17 protein-coding genes are annotated in these 16545 nt (G+C 72.0%); 6 read left to right on the forward strand and 11 right to left on the reverse strand.

The genetic code is table 11. The features are described 5' to 3' along the window. Positions 1–25 precede the first annotated feature (25 nt). Positions 26–1534: a HAMP domain-containing sensor histidine kinase gene (locus AB0M29_RS01060; RefSeq protein ID WP_365377063.1), complete on the reverse strand. Its 1509-nt coding sequence runs from the start codon at positions 1532–1534 to the stop codon at positions 26–28. Next, positions 1531–2292, reverse strand: a complete 762-nt coding sequence (locus tag AB0M29_RS01065) for a response regulator transcription factor (protein WP_365377065.1) — start codon at positions 2290–2292, stop codon at positions 1531–1533. Before AB0M29_RS01065 ends, AB0M29_RS01060 begins: the two co-directional genes overlap by 4 nt. Before the next feature lie 159 nt (positions 2293–2451). On the opposite strand from AB0M29_RS01065, the gene AB0M29_RS01070 reads away from it, so the two are divergent. Then, positions 2452–4668 (forward strand): MMPL family transporter, encoded by a 2217-nt coding sequence (locus AB0M29_RS01070; protein ID WP_365377068.1) that lies wholly within the window; start codon positions 2452–2454, stop codon positions 4666–4668. A gap of 105 nt (positions 4669–4773) precedes the next feature. On the opposite strand, the gene AB0M29_RS01075 is transcribed toward AB0M29_RS01070, so the two are convergent. After that, a complete protein-coding gene (locus AB0M29_RS01075; protein WP_365377071.1) occupies positions 4774–5766 on the reverse strand; it encodes a DUF5937 family protein in 993 nt (330 codons plus the stop codon). A 69-nt stretch (positions 5767–5835) separates the two neighbouring features. Between AB0M29_RS01075 and AB0M29_RS01080 the strand changes: the two genes are divergently transcribed. The 5 genes from AB0M29_RS01080 to AB0M29_RS01100 all read left to right on the forward strand — a co-directional run bounded on the left by AB0M29_RS01080 (position 5836) and on the right by AB0M29_RS01100 (position 9852). Further along, complete coding sequence (locus tag AB0M29_RS01080; RefSeq protein WP_365377074.1) at positions 5836–6804, forward strand: oxidoreductase; 969 nt, start codon at positions 5836–5838, stop codon at positions 6802–6804. Further along, positions 6801–7742, forward strand: a complete 942-nt coding sequence (locus AB0M29_RS01085) for an MOSC N-terminal beta barrel domain-containing protein (RefSeq protein ID WP_365377076.1) — start codon at positions 6801–6803, stop codon at positions 7740–7742. The genes AB0M29_RS01080 and AB0M29_RS01085 overlap by 4 nt, the downstream gene beginning before the upstream one ends. A gap of 108 nt (positions 7743–7850) precedes the next feature. Further along, positions 7851–8267, forward strand: a complete 417-nt coding sequence (locus AB0M29_RS01090; protein WP_365377079.1) for a hypothetical protein — start codon at positions 7851–7853, stop codon at positions 8265–8267. A gap of 1 nt (position 8268) precedes the next feature. Next, positions 8269–8937, forward strand: a complete 669-nt coding sequence (locus AB0M29_RS01095) for a DCC1-like thiol-disulfide oxidoreductase family protein (RefSeq protein WP_365377081.1) — start codon at positions 8269–8271, stop codon at positions 8935–8937. A 177-nt stretch (positions 8938–9114) separates the two neighbouring features. Beyond that, the gene (locus tag AB0M29_RS01100; protein WP_365377647.1) at positions 9115–9852 is read left to right on the forward strand and encodes a TetR family transcriptional regulator; all 738 of its coding nucleotides are present in this window, start codon (positions 9115–9117) and stop codon (positions 9850–9852) included. A gap of 143 nt (positions 9853–9995) precedes the next feature. Here AB0M29_RS01100 and AB0M29_RS01105 read toward each other — a convergent pair whose 3' ends face one another. The 8 genes from AB0M29_RS01105 to AB0M29_RS01140 form a co-directional block, all read right to left on the reverse strand. Beyond that, complete coding sequence (locus AB0M29_RS01105) at positions 9996–10838, reverse strand: DUF4097 family beta strand repeat-containing protein (RefSeq protein ID WP_365377083.1); 843 nt, start codon at positions 10836–10838, stop codon at positions 9996–9998. Positions 10839–10936: 98 nt separating this feature from the next. Further along, positions 10937–11455 carry a hypothetical protein gene (locus tag AB0M29_RS01110; protein ID WP_365377086.1) on the reverse strand — a complete coding sequence of 173 codons (519 nt, stop codon included), beginning with the start codon at positions 11453–11455 and terminating at the stop codon, positions 10937–10939. A 175-nt stretch (positions 11456–11630) separates the two neighbouring features. Then, positions 11631–11948 carry a hypothetical protein gene (locus AB0M29_RS01115; protein ID WP_365377088.1) on the reverse strand — a complete coding sequence of 106 codons (318 nt, stop codon included), beginning with the start codon at positions 11946–11948 and terminating at the stop codon, positions 11631–11633. Between the two features lie 31 nt (positions 11949–11979). Continuing rightward, the gene (locus AB0M29_RS01120) at positions 11980–13890 is read right to left on the reverse strand and encodes a caspase family protein (RefSeq protein ID WP_365377090.1); all 1911 of its coding nucleotides are present in this window, start codon (positions 13888–13890) and stop codon (positions 11980–11982) included. Then, positions 13883–14203: a hypothetical protein gene (locus tag AB0M29_RS01125; protein WP_365377092.1), complete on the reverse strand. Its 321-nt coding sequence runs from the start codon at positions 14201–14203 to the stop codon at positions 13883–13885. The genes AB0M29_RS01120 and AB0M29_RS01125 overlap by 8 nt, the downstream gene beginning before the upstream one ends. After that, positions 14200–14739 carry a hypothetical protein gene (locus tag AB0M29_RS01130; RefSeq protein ID WP_365377095.1) on the reverse strand — a complete coding sequence of 180 codons (540 nt, stop codon included), beginning with the start codon at positions 14737–14739 and terminating at the stop codon, positions 14200–14202. The genes AB0M29_RS01125 and AB0M29_RS01130 overlap by 4 nt, the downstream gene beginning before the upstream one ends. After that, positions 14736–15584 (reverse strand): AAA family ATPase, encoded by an 849-nt coding sequence (locus AB0M29_RS01135; RefSeq protein WP_365377097.1) that lies wholly within the window; start codon positions 15582–15584, stop codon positions 14736–14738. Before AB0M29_RS01135 ends, AB0M29_RS01130 begins: the two co-directional genes overlap by 4 nt. Then, positions 15577–16128 (reverse strand): hypothetical protein, encoded by a 552-nt coding sequence (locus AB0M29_RS01140; protein ID WP_365377100.1) that lies wholly within the window; start codon positions 16126–16128, stop codon positions 15577–15579. Before AB0M29_RS01140 ends, AB0M29_RS01135 begins: the two co-directional genes overlap by 8 nt. Positions 16129–16545: the final 417 nt, after the last annotated feature.

A 16545-nucleotide genomic window follows, 5' to 3' on the forward strand; every position in this document is an offset into this window, starting at 1 on the left:
GGTGGCGGTGGCGGTGGCCCGGCCGCTACGCGTCCACCTTCTCCACCGCCGAACTCGCCGCGGGCAGCGTCACCCGGACGGTCAGGCCGCGTCCGGGTGCGGTGTCCAGCGCGACCTCGCCGTGGTGGGCCTGGACGACGGCCTGGACGATCGACATGCCCAGGCCCGCGCCGCCGGTGTCGCGGGCGCGGTCCGGGGCGGCCCGGTAGAAGCGGTCGAAGGCGCGCGCGGCGTCCTCCTCGCTCAGCCCGGGACCGGCGTCGCTGATCCGCAGCAGCACCCGCTCGCGCTCCTCGCCGTGCGCGGTGACCTCGATGACCAGCGGCGAGTCGGCGGGCGTGTGGACCCGTACGTTGCTCAGCAGGTTGCCGACGACCTGGCGCAGCCCCGCCTCGTCGCCGAGCACCTCCAGGGTGTCCGCCGCCGCGCCGGGACCGTCCGGCAGCAGCACGGTGAGCGGGCGCTCCGGCTGCTGGGCGGCGAGGTCGGCGGCGGCGTCGCGGACCAGCCGGGACAGGTCGACGGGACCGTAGGTGAGCGTGGGCCGGTCGTCGAGCCGGGCCAGCGCGAGGAGTTCGTCGACCAGGCGGCTCATCCGCAGCGCCTCCGCGGAGACCCGGCCGAGCGCGCGTTCCTTCTCGTCGTGGTCGAGCATGCCCTTCTCGTAGAGCTGGAGGTAGCCGCGTACCGAGGCCAGCGGGGTGCGCAGTTCGTGCGAGGCGTCGGCCAGGAACTGCCGGAGCTGGGCGGTGGCGCGCTCGCTCTCGGTCATGGCGGTCTCGATCTGCTGGAGCATCGCGTTGAGCGCGGTGCTGAGCTGCTCGACCTCGCTTGACCCGTAGCGGGCGGGCGCGATCCGCCGCGAGAGGTCGCCCTCGGAGATCGCGGAGGCGGTGTCCACGATGTCCTCCAGCGGGCTGAGTCTGCGCCGGGAGGCGGTCAGCGAACCGGCGGCCAGCAGCGCGAGCAGCACCAGGCCGACCACGGACTCCACGATGAGCAGGTCGTGCACGGCCTGTTCGAGCCCGTTGAGCCGCATGCCCTGGACGACCATGCTGCCGTCGTCCAGCCGGGTCACCACCACGCGGTACTCGGTGCCGCCCGCGTGCACGGTGGCGGCGTCCCCGGTGCGGGCCAGTCCGGCCGGGTCCGGGATCGCCGCGGCCAGGTCGAGCCGCTCCTCGCTGACGGACCCGCCGCTGTCCTCGCAGACCGCCGCGGGCGTGCCCTTGGAGTCGAGGACGATGAAGAGGTCCTGCTCGAACGCCTTGGCGAAGGACGAGCCGCCCTTGCCCTGCTGGAGGAGCCGGGCCAGCGTGCACAACCGCTCCAGCCCGTCGGCGGTGACCGGTGTCCCGGCCAGCGACGCCTGCGACTTCTTGAGCGTGTCGTCGATCTCGCCGCCGAGCACCATGTACGTGGCCATGATGCTGGCGGTGGCGGTCAGGATCAGGCCCGCGGCCAGGAAGGAGACGTTGGCGATCGTGAAGCGCCCGCGCAGCGTCTTCGGCCGGGCCCAGAAACGGCGACTCACCCCGCGACCCCGCCGTCCGCCACGGCCCGCAGTCCGTACCCGATCCCCCGGCGCGTCTCGATCAGCGGCGGCCCGAAGCGGTCGAGCTTGCGGCGCAGATACGATATGTAGGTCTCCACGACGGTGGACGACACGGCGCTCTCGTACTGCCAGACGTGCTGGAGCAGCTGCTCCTTGGTGAGGATGCGCCCGGCGTTGCGCAGCAGGTGCCGCAGCAGGTTGTACTCGGTGGGCGTCAGCTCGACGTGCTGCCCGGCGCGGCGGACGGTGTACGTGGCCTCGTCCATCTCCAGGTCACCGTGGCGCAGTACGCGGTCGGCGCCGGTCTCCCGGCGCCTGGTGCGGCGCAGCACCGCGTGCACCCGGGCCACCACCTCGTCGACGCCGAACGGCTTGGTGATGTAGTCGTCGCCGCCCAGCGCGAGACCGGCGACGACATCGCGCGGCGCGTCCCTGGCCGTGACGAAGATGACGGCCAGGTCGTCCGGCTCCTGGCTCGCGGCGCGCTCGGCGCGCAGGGTGCGGCAGACCTCCCAGCCGTTGCCGTCCGGCAGCATCACGTCCAGCAGCACCAGGTCCGGGCGATGTTCCCGGGCGGCGGCTATCGCCTCACGCCCGGTCGCGGCGCTGTGCACGGTGAAACCGTTGTATTTCAGGGTGATGCGGAGGATGTCGGCGATTCCGGGTTCGTCCTCGACGATGAGCACCGTCGCGTTGACTGCGGGTGCCGCGGTGTCCAGGTGGTCGCTGTTCTCCATGGCCACCAGTATCCGTATCCGCGCAACCGTCTCTCCCGCCGCGAACCTTGGAGTTTCGTGAGAGAAGACGGTTCGGCTTGATGCGTGGGAAGAGCGGGGCGGATGGTGGTGACGGTCAGAACATCTACGAGTTCCATATAAACAAAGGGGGCTGGGGCCGTGGCCGCATTGGCGCGTTGGTGCTTCCGGCACAAGTGGATGGTGATCTTGCTGTGGCTGGCGGCGCTGGTCGGCGTCGGCGCCGCGGGGAATTCCCTGGGCAGTGACTACACGAATGTGTTCTCGTTACCTGGCACGGAATCCACCAAGGTCCTGGACCTGATGGACAAGGCCGTGCCGCAGCAGTCGGGCGAATCCGACTCGGTGGTGTGGCATGTGGAATCGGGTTCCGTACGGGACGCCTCGGTCAGGGCGCGTATCGCGCCGGTCCTCGAGAAGATCGCGAAACAGCAGGACGTCGGCACGGTCGTCAGCCCCTACGACCCGGCGGGCGCCGCGCAGATCAGCAAGGACGGCACCACCGCCTACGCCACCGTCACATACACCAAGGTCGGCGACGCGCTGTCCAAGTCCCAGATGCACGAGCTGGTCGACACCGCCCACAGCGGCAGGACCGACGGGCTGCGCATCGAGGTCGGCGGTGACGCCGTCGCCCAGTCCGAGACGCCGCCCGCCGGGCTGAGCGAGTACGTCGGCATCGGCGCCGCCGCGGTGGTGCTCTTCCTGGCCTTCGGCTCGCTCTACGGCATGCTGCTGCCGATCGTCACCGCGCTGTTCGGCATCGGCATCTCGTCGTCGGCGATCCTCGTCCTCAGCCACGCGATGAGCGTCCCGGACGTCTCCGGGCAGCTCTCGATGCTGGTCGGCCTCGGTGTCGGCATCGACTACGCGCTGTTCATCGTGACCCGGCACCGACGAGGCATCCTGCGCGGCAGGACACCGGAGGAGGCGGCGGTCACCGCCGTCAACACCTCGGGCCGGGCGGTGCTGTTCGCGGGCGCCACGGTCTGTATCGCGCTGCTGGGCATGTTCACGATGCGGCTCGGCTTCCTCTACGGCGTGGCGATCTCCGCCGCGATGACCGTGGTCGTCACGGTCGCCGCCGCCGTCACCCTGCTCCCGGCGATGCTGGGCGTGCTCGGTGCCCGGGTGCTCAGCCGCCGCCAGCGCCGCAGGCTGGCCGCCGACGGCCCGAGCACGACGCCGCCGAACGGCCCCGCGGTGCGCTGGTCGTCCTTCGTCGAGCGGCATCCGCGGGCGCTGGCGGTGGTCGCCGTCGGCGTGATGGCCGTCCTCGCCATCCCCACCCTCTCGCTGCGCCTGGGCTCCTCCGACCAGGGCAACAACCCGAAGAGCGCCAGCACCCGCAAGGCGTACGACATGCTGGCCGCCGGTTTCGGCCCCGGCTTCAACGGGCCGCTGACCATCCTGGCCGAGGTGCCCGGCGCGCGGGACAAGGCGGCGGTGGACCGGCTGGTGACCACCCTGCGCACGACCGACGGCATCCAGTACGCCGCCGAGGTGCCGGTGAAGGCGGGCTCGGGCGTCGCGCTGATCGAGGCGATCCCGACCACCTCGCCGCAGGACAAGGCCACCACCGACCTGATCGACCACCTGCGCGACGACGTCGTGCCCGCGGCCGAGCAGGGCACCACCATGCGGGCCTACGTCGGCGGCCAGACGGCGATCTTCAAGGACTTCGCGTCCGTGCTCTTCGGTAAGCTCCCGCTGTTCATCGCGGTGATCATCGCCCTCGGCTTCGTGCTGCTGCTGATCGCCTTCCGCAGCCTGGTGGTGCCACTGACCGCGGCGGCGATGAACCTGGTCGCGGCCGCCGCCTCCTTCGGCGTGCTGGTGGCCTGCTTCCAGTGGGGCTGGGGCGGCACCGTCCTGGGCGCGGGCCGCGACGGGCCGATCGACGCGTATCTGCCGGTCATCATGCTCTCGCTGCTCTTCGGCCTGTCGATGGACTACCAGGTCTTCCTGGTCAGCCGGATGCACGAGGAGTGGGTGCACACCCGCGACAGCGCGCGGGCGGTACGGGTCGGGCTCGCCGAGACCAGCCGGGTGATCAACTCCGCGGCCGTCATCATGATCTGTGTCTTCGGCGCGTTCGCGCTGAGCGGCATCAGGGTGCTGGCGATGTTCGGTATCGGCCTGGCGGGCGCGGTGGCGCTCGACGCGTTCATCCTGCGTACGGTCCTGGTGCCGTCGCTGATGCACATGTTCGGCGCCTCCAACTGGTGGCTGCCCGACTGGCTCGACAGGCGGCTGCCGCACCTCGCGGTCGAACCCGCCGAGGGCGCGCTGCCGCTGGGCACGGCGGGAACGGACGCCGACGGCGTGGACCGGGAGTTCAGCTACTCCAAGGACTGAACCCGTCCGCACCAGGGCCTGGCCCCCGAGCGCTGCCCGGGGGCCGGGCCCTGGGTTGAGGTCGAGAGCGTGTCAACGGTCACCGTCCGGCGTCAGCCCTGTGCCTCAGGCGGACGCCGCGGCGGCGAGCAGCGTCTCGGCGGCTGCCGTACGGGCGTAGAGCACGGAACGGCCCGCCCGGTGGGCGCTGACCAGGCCCGCGGCGCGCAGGGCGGTCAGATACTGCGACACCCCGGCGGCCGACAGCCCTGTGCGGGAGGCCAGTTCCGTGGTGGAGGCCGGGGCCTCCAGCTCGGCCAGCAGCAGGGTCCGCGAGCGCCCGAGTACGGCGGCCAGCGCGGCGGTCCCGGTGACCGGCCGCGGCTCCCACAGGGTGCCGACCCCGCGCGCCGGATAGGCGAGCTGCGGCGGTTCGGGGAACGCGACCCGGGTGAACAGACCCGGCCAGGTGAAGGCGGACGGCACCAGCAGCAGTCCCGTCCCGGCGGTCGGCCGGGACAGCGTCCCGTGCCTGCGGACCACCCGCAGCCCGTTGTCGTCCCAGCTCACCGACGCGTGCAGGTCGTTGAAGAGATGGGCGGCGCCGTGCTCGGCCACCTGCCGGGCGCGGTAGCGGACATCGGCGTCGAGCACCGCCCGGATCCGCGCCCAGTACGGCGCGAGCGCCAGCTCCCAGTACGTCTCGATCTCCTCGACCAGCCGGCCCATCCGGGCCGCGGGGTCCGCATACAGGCTCCGCAGCCGGGGGCCGAGCCCGCCGGGTTCGTCCGCCAGCCGGTCGAGGTCGCGGCGCACCCGGTCGGCGGGGACGGCCCGCACCTCGGCCAGTTCCCCCGCCAGGGTGGGGGCGGGGCCCGCGGGCGCCGGGTTGATGAAGTCGGGGACGTAGCCGTCGGGCGCGATCAGCTCGGCGAGCCAGCCGCGGTCGAGCCCGGCCGCCGCCACCCTCGGCCGTACCTGCTCGGCCCACGGCCCGTGGACGGGGTGGGCGGCGCCCGACCGCAGCAGTCGGAAGCTGGTCCCGACCTCCCACATCGGCGAGACGGTGAACCGCGTGTGCGCCAGATCGCTCGCGGAGAACGCCAGTTCCGCCAGCACGGCACCCCCCAGGATTCACGTATTCCTTAACCAATGGCGGGCACCCTACCGGGCGGAGATCATGCCGCCATGACTTCGGACCTCTCCTCCCCAGACACCGGACACGCTCCTCGGTCCGGTGAATTCACCGGCTCCGGCGGGGTCGTCACGGCGGCGGCGTCGGGCACTTGGACACTCGGCGACCGGGTGGTCAACCGGATCGGCTTCGGCGCGATGCGGCTGCCCCAGCGCGGCGAGGCGTTCGCGCCGGACGCCGTGCCGCGCGACCGCGGCCAGGCGATCGGCGTGCTGCGCCGCGCGGTGGAACTCGGCGTGAACCACATCGACACCGCCGCGTTCTACTTCTCCCGGCTGCGCTCCGCCAACGAACTCATCAACCGGGCGCTCGCCCCCTACCCCGAGGACCTGGTCATCACCACCAAGGTCGGTCCGGGCCGCGGGCCGTCCGGCGGCTGGGTGTCGCACGCCGGTCCGCGCGAGCTGCGCGGCCAGGTCGAGGAGAACCTGCGGCAGCTCGGCCGCGACCACCTCGACGTGGTCAACCTGCGGATCGTCGGCGACGGTTCGATCGCCGACCGGTTCGGCGCGCTGGCGGAACTGCGCGACGCCGGGCTCATCCGCCACCTCGGCATCTCCAACGTCCAGCCGGCCCACCTCGCCGAGGCACGGGCCATCGCGCCGGTGGTGTGCGTGCAGAACCAGTACGGCATCGGCACGCTGCCCGAGCACGACGACTTCCTGCGCGAGTGCGGCGAACAGGGCGTCGCCTTCGTGCCGTTCTACGCGATCGCGGGGGCGGGCAGGACCGCGGGCGCGAGCGGCGCGGAGAGCGACGAGGTGCTCGCCGTGGCACGGGCGCACGGCGCGAGCCCGGCGCAGGTACGGATCGCCTGGACACTGAGCCGCGGCCCGCACGTACTGGCCATTCCCGGCACCGGCGACCCCGCCCATCTGGAGGCGAACGTGGCCGCGGGCGCCCTGCGGCTGTCCGCGGACGAACTGGCCGTACTGGACGCGCTGCACACGGGCGCGGCGTGAACGGCGCGGCGCCGGACGGGCACGTGGTGGGGACGGTCGGGGCGCTGTGGCGCTACCCGGTCAAGTCGATGCTCGGCGAGCGGGTGCCCGCGGTCGAGGTGACCGACCGCGGTCTCGACGGTGACCGGCGGCTGGCGCTCGTCGACCGCGCGACGGGGAAGGTCGCCAGCGCCAAGACCCCGCGGCTGTGGCGGTCGCTGCTCACCTGCGGCGCGGCGCTGGACGAGGACGGCGGCGGCACACGGATCACCGGGCCCGACGGCCGGGTGCGGTGGAGCACGGACCCCGGGATCGACGAGGCGCTGTCCGCGATCACCGGCCGGGGCGTCACGCTCACCGGCACTCCGCCGCCGGACGCCACCCTCGACCGGTCCCGGCCCGAGCAGGTATTGCGGGCGGGGCTGGACGCGGAGGTGGCGGCCGACGTCGTCCGGTTCGGCTCGGGCTCCCCCGAGGGCACCTTCTTCGACTACGCGCCGGTCCATCTGGTCACCACCGCGACGCTGGAGCGGATCGCCGCGCTGAGCCCGCGGGGCGCCGTCGAGGCGGAGCGGTACCGGCCCAACCTCGTGATCGACACCACGGGCGCGGTGGGCGAGACGGGCGCGGTGGGCGAGACGGGCGCGGCCGAATCGGGAGCCGGTCCAGGAGCCGGTCCAGGAGACGCCGGATTCGTGGAGCAGGGGTGGATCGGGGCGGAGCTGCGGATCGGCGAGCGGCTCCTCCTGCGCGTGATCTGCGGCACACCACGGTGCGCGGTGCCGACGCTCGCCCACGGCCGGCTGCCCTGTGACACCGAGGCGCTGAAAGTGCTCGCCGCGCACCACCGGGTCCCCGCGCAGGCCGGAGGGGATCCGCACCCCTGCGCCGGGGTCTACGCCCAGGTGCTGCGCGGCGGCCCGGTCCGTGAGGGGGACACCGTCAGCGTCCACCTCTGAGCCGCTGTGATCCACCACTCCACCCCCTTGCTTGAACGTGTTCAAAAAGGGGTCTAGAGTCATGGCGTCATCAAGTTTGAACACGTTCAACAAGGGGTGGTACCCGCTATGGACCTCACCGTCCTCGCCTACGTGATCTACCTGGCCATCAGCATCGGGCTCACCGTCTGGGTGGCCCGCACCCTCAGCACGAACGGGCGGATCTTCCTCGCCGACGTGCTCGGCGGCGACGAGAAGCTCGCCGACGCGGTCAACCACCTGCTGGTGGTCGGCTTCTACCTCGTCAACCTCGGCTTCGTCGCCCTCTACCTGAAGTCGGCGCACGCCGTGGCGAACGCGCGCGGCCTCTTCGAGGCGCTGTCGGTGAAGCTCGGCGTCGTCCTGCTGGTGCTCGGCTTCATGCACCTGGGCAATGTCTTCATCCTCAACAAGATCCGCCGCCGCGGGCTGATGGAGCGCGAGCTGTACCCGCCGGTCGACAGCGACGGCTGGACCGGCACCGGCGCCGCACCCGCGGGAGCCTGACATGGCACGCCTCACGCAGGACGTGCGCACCGCACGCGGCGCGCAGTGGTGGCCCGCTCCCCAGCCCGCCAAGCCCGCACCGCGGCCGGAGGACGCGCGCCCCACGGCCGCGGCGGCCCCCCGGCCCGCCCGCGCCGCGACCCGCACCGCCGCCCCGCGCGCCCACCGCGTCCCCGTACGGCGGCTGACCGTCCTCTACGACCCCGCGTGCCGCCTGTGCGCGTTCGTACGGGACTGGCTGGTGCGGCAGCGGCAGCTCGTACGGCTGGAGATGGTCCCGGTCGGGTCGCCTGAGGCGCGGCGCCGCTTCCCCGACCTCGACCACGCCGCCACCGAGCGCGAGATCACGGTGGTCGGGGACGCGGGCCAGCTCTACCGCGGCGACTCGGCGTGGCTGGTGTGCCTGTGGGCACTGGCCGACCACCGCCCGCTCGCACACACCCTGGCCTCCCCCACCGGCCGCAAGCTGGCCCGCGCGGCGGTGCTGACGGCGTCCAAGTACCGGGAGAAGAGCGCCGCCCGCTGGGGGCCCGCCGCCGCCCGCCCGGGCGACCGGCTGCCGTACCGGGCCCCCTCCGGCTGGGTCTACGACAAGGCCGGCGGATGGCGGCAGAGCGCCGCCGCCGGTGACGACGCCGGGTGCGCCGATGGCTGCCCGCCGACCCGCTGACGGTGCCCGTCCGGCCGCCCACGCGCCGCCGCACCGCCCCGACGGGGTGGGCACGTGAGCCGCCGGACAGGCCCTAGGCTCACCCGGGTGGACCACGCCAACGACAGCACCCGCACGACCGGCCCCGGCGACGACGGCAAGGGCACCGGCACGACGGCGACAGAGCCGGGTCTCGGCCTGGCCGACGAGCTGCCCGGCGGCCGGGCCCGCCCCAAGACCGGCAAGAGCGAGCAGACCCGGGCGGTGATCCTGGAGACGGCCATGCGGCTGTTCCAGGAGCGCGGCTACGACAAGACGACGATGCGCGCCATCGCCCAGGAGGCCGGGGTCTCGGTCGGGAACGCGTACTACTACTTCGAGTCCAAGGAATTCCTGATCCAGGGGTTCTACGACCAGATGACGCACGACCACGCGGCCGACGCGACGTTGCGGATGCACGGCACCCGGGACTTCGCCGAGCGGCTGGAGCTCACGCTCGGCTCCTGGCTCGACACCGCCGCCCCGTACCACGAGTTCGCGGCGCAGTTCTTCCGTACGGCGGCCGACCCCGGCAGTTCACTGAGCCCGTTCTCGAACGAGTCGCACCCGGCCCGCGCGACCGCGGTGGAGCTGTTCCGCGAGGTCCTGTCCGGCAGCGACCTGGCGCCCAAGCTGGACGCGGAGCTGGCGGAACTGCTGCCGGAGCTGCTCTGGCTGCACCTGATGGTCGTCGTCCTCTACTGGGTCTTCGACCGCACCCCGGACACCGAGCGCACCCGGGAGTTCGTCCGCCGCTCCACCCCGCTGGTGGCCCGGCTGATCACCATGTCCCGCTACCGCGTCTTCCGGCCGGTCGTCCGCGACGCCAAGGGCCTCATCCAGGACTTCATCCTGCCGACGATAGGCCGCACCGCCACCCCGCCCGGGGCCAGGTAGTGCCATAAGCATGAGCATGACAGAAGACATCATGGAGCCCTCCGGCTGGAGGCCGTGATTCCTTGGCACTGCGGGCGGTCGGCGGGCGCTCAGGACCGGGCCGCGCGCTCAGGACCGGGGTCACGCAGGACCGGGCCGCGTGCTCAGGGCCGGGCGCGGCGGATGTCGATGTTGCCCCAGCCGCTGCGGGCGTGCACCGCGACGGTGTCCTCGGTACGGTCCGGGGCCTCGGACGCGGCGATCGCGTTGCGTACCTGCCCGCGGTGGGAGCTGACGTCGAGCCAGGCGGCGACGCCCTCCCGGATGCCGACCTCGATCGGGCCGTTGGACGTCTCCAACCGGATCTCGCCGCCGGAGACCTCGGCGACCCGCAGGTGGCCGTTGGTCGCGGCGCCGGTGACCGACGCCTCGGCGCGCGCGATGTCGATGCCGCCGTTGGCGCTCCTGACCCGCAGGTCGCCGGTCACGGTGCCCACCGTCGTGGCGCCGTGCGAGTTCTTCAGGACGGCGGGGCCGTCGACCGTGCCGACGCGTACGGTGCCGGTGCTGCTGGTGATCTCGGCCGCGCCCTCGACCCGCTCCACGACGACCTGGCCGTGCGACGCGTTCACCTTCAGCGGTCCCGTGGTGTCGAGGTGGACGGCACCGGCGGAGTTCTTCACCTGGACCTCGCCGAGCCGCCCCTCGGTGACCACCTGGGTGAAGGCACTGGTGAGATCGGCCCGCGAGCCGGTCGGCAGATCGATCGTCACCTCGACCGCGCCGACGGGACCGATCAGATAGCGCTGCTTCGTCCTGACCGTGAGCACACCGGCCGTGTACACGACCTCGGTCTGCTCGGCGGTCCGCACGTCCTTGTCCTTCTCCGGGTCCATCGGCCGCACCTCGACCACCGTGTCGGTGCGGTCGGCGGCGGTGAGCCGCAGGGAGCCGGCGCCCACGAGGGCGGTGACCGAGATCGGTTCCGGAGTGTCGAAAGAAGGCATGGCTGTACCGTCCTCGTGAGTCGTCGAACCGTCCCCGCAGGTGGGACGCGGTGTGGGTGAAGTGGTCGGGGAGCGGTGGCGCGAGGGCCGGGGTGCGGCTAGCGCACCCAGCCCGTGAAGCTCTGTCCGATGGTGGGGCTCTTCTTCGCCGTACGGGGCCGCGCGCCGCCGTCGACCGCGGCCGACACGGCTCGCACCAGCCAGGCGTTGACCGACAGGCCCTCGTGGCTCGCGGCCTCCTCGGCGCGCGTCTTGAGGTGGGCGGGCAGCCGGAGGTTGACCCGGGCGGTGCCGCCCTCGTCGCCGTCGGCGGGCGGCTGCGCCCTGAACGGTTCGGCGGGCACCTCGTCCTCCTCCGCGGCCCCGCCGTACGAGGGCGGCGGCGTCACCACGAAGTCGGGGTCGAGCCCGCGCAGCCGTACGTCGACGGAACCGGGGGCCAGCTCGCGGGTGATCTCGTCCATGGCGGCGGAGAGCACGTTGAGCATCGCCAGCCGGGTCGCCGACTCCAGCGGAGCGGTCAGCCGCTCGGCCAGCTCGCGGGCGTCGTCACCGCCCGCCTCTGCGGCCACCGCGAGCTCACGGCGGAGGTTGTCGACATACGGGGTCAGGTCCATGACGTCATAGTGGCACCACATTGGCGCTACACGCAACCCCGAATGGCATCACAAGCGCCATGGGCCAGGAGCCACCTGCTTGACCTGGGAAAACGCAATGGTGCCAACCTGAGTCAGGTTGACACCATGCGACACCATCCGGCGCCACGCGGGTGGCACCGGGACGGGCCGACACCTAGGCCCGGTCGGCCACCGCTTCCGGCTCGGGGGCCGACTCCGGGGCGGGCACCACTTCCTGGGCGGGAGCCGCCTCGCGGCGCAGGGCGCGCAGGCCCCGCAGCCCCAGGACGCCGATCGCGGTGCCGAGGGCGGCGGAGGTGATGGCGAGGGTGAGGTGGATCCAGAAGTAGGCGGTCGGCGACGAGTGGTCGCCGTGGTGGAAGGCCAGCCCGCTGGTGTCCTTCCACAGGTTCTTGACGAAGGTGGTCCAAACGATCCAGGACCAGACGCCGAAGGCGAGGAGGAACCAGGACACCCGACGGGAGAGCTTCATACGTCCCAGTATGTGCGGATGGGGCGCGGCGTCAGTCGTCGGGGGTGGTGCCGAGGCGGCGGCGGGAGATCTCCTCCGTGAAGAGCTCGAAGAACTTGTCGAGATCGCTCGGCTGTGTACGGTCCGCCCGGTCCGTACGCGTGCCGCTCGTCGTGGTGGCCTGCTCCTCGGTCCTGGTCCCGGCTCCGGACCCGGACGTGGACGCGGACCCGGGGTCGGACTCGGGACCGGGGTCGACGGACGCCGCCGCCACCTCGTCGGCGAAGTCCGCGAAGAAGTCCGCCAGGGGCTTCTGCCCGACCGTGGTGGCCGGTGCCGCCCGGGGGCCGGGCATGGGAGCCGCGGCCGGAGCCTGGGTGTGGGCCTGGGCCTGGGTCTGAGGTTGAGGCTGGGGCTGGGGCTGGCTCGGCGGATGCGCCTGGCCCGGACTGGTGGCGGTCTTCTTCGGCTGCTTCTGCTTGGCCTGCGGCTTCCGATGCGCCGCCGCCTTCACCGGCTTCGGGCGCGAGAGCGGCGTCCCACCCGTACCGGTCTGCCCCGCGGCGGCCTTCACCGGCTGCGGACCCGCGGTCGCAGTCCGGCCGGCGGCGGTCTTCGTCGGCGAGGTCGGCGGCGGAACCCTCTTGGACGGAGTCGGAGTCGGCTGAGCGGCCTTCGTGGCAGCGGCCTTGGGCGGAGCGGGCTTCGGCACGGCGGACTTCGGCGCCTCCGCCACGGGCGGCTCGGTCACCGGCGGGACGGTCTCCCGCGCCTCCCGAGCCTCCGGCTCCGCCGCCGGCGGCGTCGTCACGGTCGGATGCGCCTCCGGAGGAACCGTCGCCTCCGCCGCGGCGGCCACCTCGGGCCGCTCCTCCGGCACCGCCTGCTTGAGGGTCAGCACGGCCTTTTCGAGCTGGCTGATCCGCACCCGCAGCTGGTCGCGCTCCTGCTCGGCGGCGGCATCGGCCGCCGCCGTCGACGCGACCGGTTCCGGCGCCACCGGAGCCGCCCGCACCAGCACGACCGGTGACTTCGGTGCCACCGGTTCCGGCGCCGGCTCCGCGGCCACCGGTTCGGTCGGCGGCCTGACCGTCACCGCGTCGGCGATCGTCTTGATCGTCTCCGCGAGCTCGTCCAGCCGCCGCCGCAGGTAGTCCCGTTCGTCGTCCTCGTCCACGGCGGGCGTCGGCGCGGGCACGGGGTTGACGTTGTGGGCGAAGACGAAGTCCCGGGCGTTGTCGATGATCCGGCGCTGCGGCGTCGGCCGCTTGTCGCGTGCCAGTGCCTCCCGCACCTCGCCGTAGAGGGAGTGCAGCCGCAGTCCGCTCTGTTCGGTCGGGATGCCCGCCTCGACGGTGTCGACCAGGTACTTGGTGAAGTACGTCTGCGGCTTCGGCGTGTCCGTCTCGAAGAGCGCGGTGGTGAACTGCCCAGTGGCCGCCATCGTGTACGCGCCGGTCGCGCCCGCCATATCCATGACGTCGACGGTGAGCGCCGCCAGGGTGTTGTCCCGGCGGGTCGCCAGCCCGGCGAAGCAGCAATCGAGGATGACGATCTTGGTGGCCGCGCTACTGCCGCCCAGCGCTTTGCGCACGTCGCCGAACTCCAGGCTGGTACTGGCCCGGCGCGCCGGAACGGTGACCGTCTCCGTCAGCCCCAGGCACAGCTGGTCCTCCGGGTCGATCTGTCCGTGCCCGACGAAGTAGAAGAGCGCCACGTCCTTGACGTCGCTGAAGTGCGTAATGAGCTCGTCGTGGATGTTGCCGGGCTTCGCGCGGTTGCGCAGCACCGTCACCCGGTCCTCGGGCCAGCCGCACAGCGGCCCGGTGAGCAGCCCGACCATGCGGTCCAGGCTGTGCTGGGCGGCGGGCAGCGAGAGCAGTCCCTTGGACTGGTAGTCCCACGTCCCCATGACCACGGCCCGGGAGCGCGAGTAGTCGTGCAGTGGTGGGAACTCACTCATCGAGCAGCCGCTCCAGGATCTCCATGACGTCTTCCACGTTCTCCGCGTCCAACGTGAACGGCTGCCCGTTCACGGTGGCGGTGATGGACACGTTGGACCTGCGGGAGCGGATGAAGTCGGGCACCACCTTGAGGGCGGCGACCAGCGCGCCGCCGCTTCCGGCCATCAGCAGGCTGTCCAGGACGCCCTGCTCACCGGGGCCCGGCACCCCCGGCCGGGTCTCCACGCTCACCCCGGGTGCGTCCGAGAGCCACTCCCGGAGCGAGCGCGCCTCGCCCGGATCGGACACGCTGATCTCGACGCTGGACGTCATCCCCCGGCCCTCCTGATGGCGATGTTGGCCTCGGGCAGGTCGAGCAGCGTCTCGCTGCGCTCCTCCGGCGTGGACTTCCACGACGGGATCGAGGACTTGTAGGCGAGCCCGTACTTCTCGCACAGGGCGCGGTGCCGGTCGGCGTCCGCCCTGATGGTCGGGATGAAGTTCACCCAGTAGCTCGTCGTCAGCGACATCGACTTCGCCACCTCGGCGAACCGCCGCCCGGCGACCCGCACCTCGGGCGCCTCCTTCTCGCGCCAGCCCGGCAGACCGCCGGAGATGTTGGGCACGGTCAGGGTGAGGCGGCCGCTGATGGACCAGTCGACCCGCAGCTCGATCTCTGCGACGCGCAGCTTCGAGTCGTCGGTGCCGAATATCCCGAGCGCGTCGATCTCCTTGCAGCCCACGGCGGCCAGGACGTGGTCGATGCTGGACTGCTTGATCCCGGCGTAGAGCATCAGGCTGTGGAACTGGTCCTGGACCGTCTCCAGCCGGGTCTGGGTCCAGGTGTACGTGAAGGTTTGAGGGCTCATCGCAGCTCTCCGGAGGGCTCGGCCAGGAAGTTCTGAAGCCCGGTGTCGAGGTCGTCACGTGTCTTCCGGGCCAGGCGCAGCAGGTCGTGGTCGGTGATCCGGGGCTGCGAGAAGGCGTGGTGCCTGCCGTGCCGCCGCTGCAGCAGAACCCGCATGTCGGGATCGACCGAGCTGAGCTGACGTCCGATCCCCGCTTCGAGCACCGCCTGGCGCACCTGGGCGAAGAAGGCCAGCGGCTGCTCGGCGAACTCTCCCGCCAGCACCTCGCACGCCTGCTCCGTGGCGATTCCGCGGAAGAGGCCGACGACGACGGTACGCAGCTCCGCCGCGTTCGGCCGCCAGGGCATCACATGCATCCGGCCGTGCCGGCGCAGCGGCGGGTACAGCCGCGAGAGGTTGTTGCCGGTGACGAAGACCGGCACCCGGCAGGGGCAGTTGCGCAAGGTGTCGATGGGCCGGTCGGCGAGGTGCATCAGCTCCGCGATGACCTGCTGGTGGTTGACCGTGCCGGTGTTGAGCTCCCACTCCCCCACGGTGGTGTCGATGTCCTCGATGACCAGCGCCGCCGGGGACTCCTTCTGGATCGCCAGCGAGGCGGCGGAGTACGTCCTGGCGACCAGCTTGCCGGGCTCACCGGCCATTCCGCTCTCCAGGTCGCCCGCGCTGATCCGGTACGGGTCGACATGGAACGCCTCGAGCGCCGCGGCGAGCTGCGCGGACTTCCCGTCACCACTGCGGCCGAAGATCCCCAGCACGATCGGCCGGACGGGGATTTCGAGGAAATTCGCTACGAGGTGCAGCCTGATCTGCTCGTGGAATCGCGGCAGCAGCAGGATTTCATTCATCCCCCGGTGTGTCCCCTTCTCTTCCGAGGCGAGCGCCCCTGATCTCTTGCTCGAAGTCCGCGAAGAAGTCGTCGAGCGCCTGCGGAGCGGGCGGTTCCGGCGGACGCCCGGCCTCGCCGGGCCTTCGGCGGTTGCCCGACCAGCCGTGGCCCCGGCTGGTCGGGCGGCCGCGGCCCTCGCCCCGCTCCCGCCCGTCACCCCGGCCCCGTCCCGCGCCCCGGTCCCGGTGCTCCCCGTGGGTCCCGTGCTCGGGCTGGGTCCTGGGCTCCGCGTACTCCCCGCGGATACGGCGGTCCACGTCATGGCTGAACTCGACGATCACCCGCCGGGTCACCCCGTCGTCGGCGGGCGTCGGCGCGATGTGGTGCAGGCGGTCCGCCTCGATGAAGAAGTACCTGTCCTGCGAGCGGGCCAGATAGCGGATCAGGAACCTCACCGCGTGGCGCGTCCTGATCACGTCCGGGCTCTGCTCGGGAAAGGCGACCAAGGTGACCACCCGATCCTGTAGCTCGGTGATGCTGACGGTCTCTCTGTGCTGGTCCACGAACCCGTCTGTCAGGCTCCGCGTGAAAGGCGGCAGCGCAGCCAGGACTACCTCTTCTTTGGTCATGGGAACCCGATCTCCACGGAAGGCGGCGAGACGCGCGGCACGAGCAAGCGGCGGGTACTGGCTTTCAAGTCTCCCGGCCACCTGGGTGTCCGCAACCACTTTTGGCCTGATCCAAGGCCATTGCGTAGATTTTCTAGTCCTTTTCCCGGATGACGCGTGGTCACTTGTCCGGGTGGTACCCGGGGCGGGCGTTCCATAACTCCCCACCGTGGAAACGGTCATGATGGGGCGTCAACTGATCGTACGGCGATCGTAGTACGGAGGCCCATGGGGCGGACGGGAAAAGCGGGGGTGCTGGTTCCCTCCACGCGGTGTGCGGTTCGTCACTGCGACGTGGTTGCCCCCGGTGCC

It is taken from the genome of Streptomyces sp. NPDC051976 (assembly GCF_040680795.1).
GTDB lineage: Bacteria > Actinomycetota > Actinomycetes > Streptomycetales > Streptomycetaceae > Actinacidiphila.

Excerpts from the sequence above, each read along its gene's own strand:
- AB0M29_RS01065 (WP_365377065.1), bottom strand. The coding sequence starts at position 2,292 with ATGGAGAACAGCGACCACCTGGACACCGCGGCACCCGCAGTCAACGCG.
- AB0M29_RS01080 (WP_365377074.1), top strand. The coding sequence starts at position 5,836 with ATGACTTCGGACCTCTCCTCCCCAGACACCGGACACGCTCCTCGGTCC.
- AB0M29_RS01090 (WP_365377079.1), top strand. The coding sequence starts at position 7,851 with ATGGACCTCACCGTCCTCGCCTACGTGATCTACCTGGCCATCAGCATC.
- AB0M29_RS01095 (WP_365377081.1), top strand. The coding sequence starts at position 8,269 with ATGGCACGCCTCACGCAGGACGTGCGCACCGCACGCGGCGCGCAGTGG.
- AB0M29_RS01105 (WP_365377083.1), bottom strand. The coding sequence starts at position 10,838 with ATGCCTTCTTTCGACACTCCGGAACCGATCTCGGTCACCGCCCTCGTG.
- AB0M29_RS01110 (WP_365377086.1), bottom strand. The coding sequence starts at position 11,455 with ATGGACCTGACCCCGTATGTCGACAACCTCCGCCGTGAGCTCGCGGTG.
- AB0M29_RS01115 (WP_365377088.1), bottom strand. The coding sequence starts at position 11,948 with ATGAAGCTCTCCCGTCGGGTGTCCTGGTTCCTCCTCGCCTTCGGCGTC.
- AB0M29_RS01120 (WP_365377090.1), bottom strand. The coding sequence starts at position 13,890 with ATGAGTGAGTTCCCACCACTGCACGACTACTCGCGCTCCCGGGCCGTG.
- AB0M29_RS01125 (WP_365377092.1), bottom strand. The coding sequence starts at position 14,203 with ATGACGTCCAGCGTCGAGATCAGCGTGTCCGATCCGGGCGAGGCGCGC.
- AB0M29_RS01130 (WP_365377095.1), bottom strand. The coding sequence starts at position 14,739 with ATGAGCCCTCAAACCTTCACGTACACCTGGACCCAGACCCGGCTGGAG.
- AB0M29_RS01135 (WP_365377097.1), bottom strand. The coding sequence starts at position 15,584 with ATGAATGAAATCCTGCTGCTGCCGCGATTCCACGAGCAGATCAGGCTG.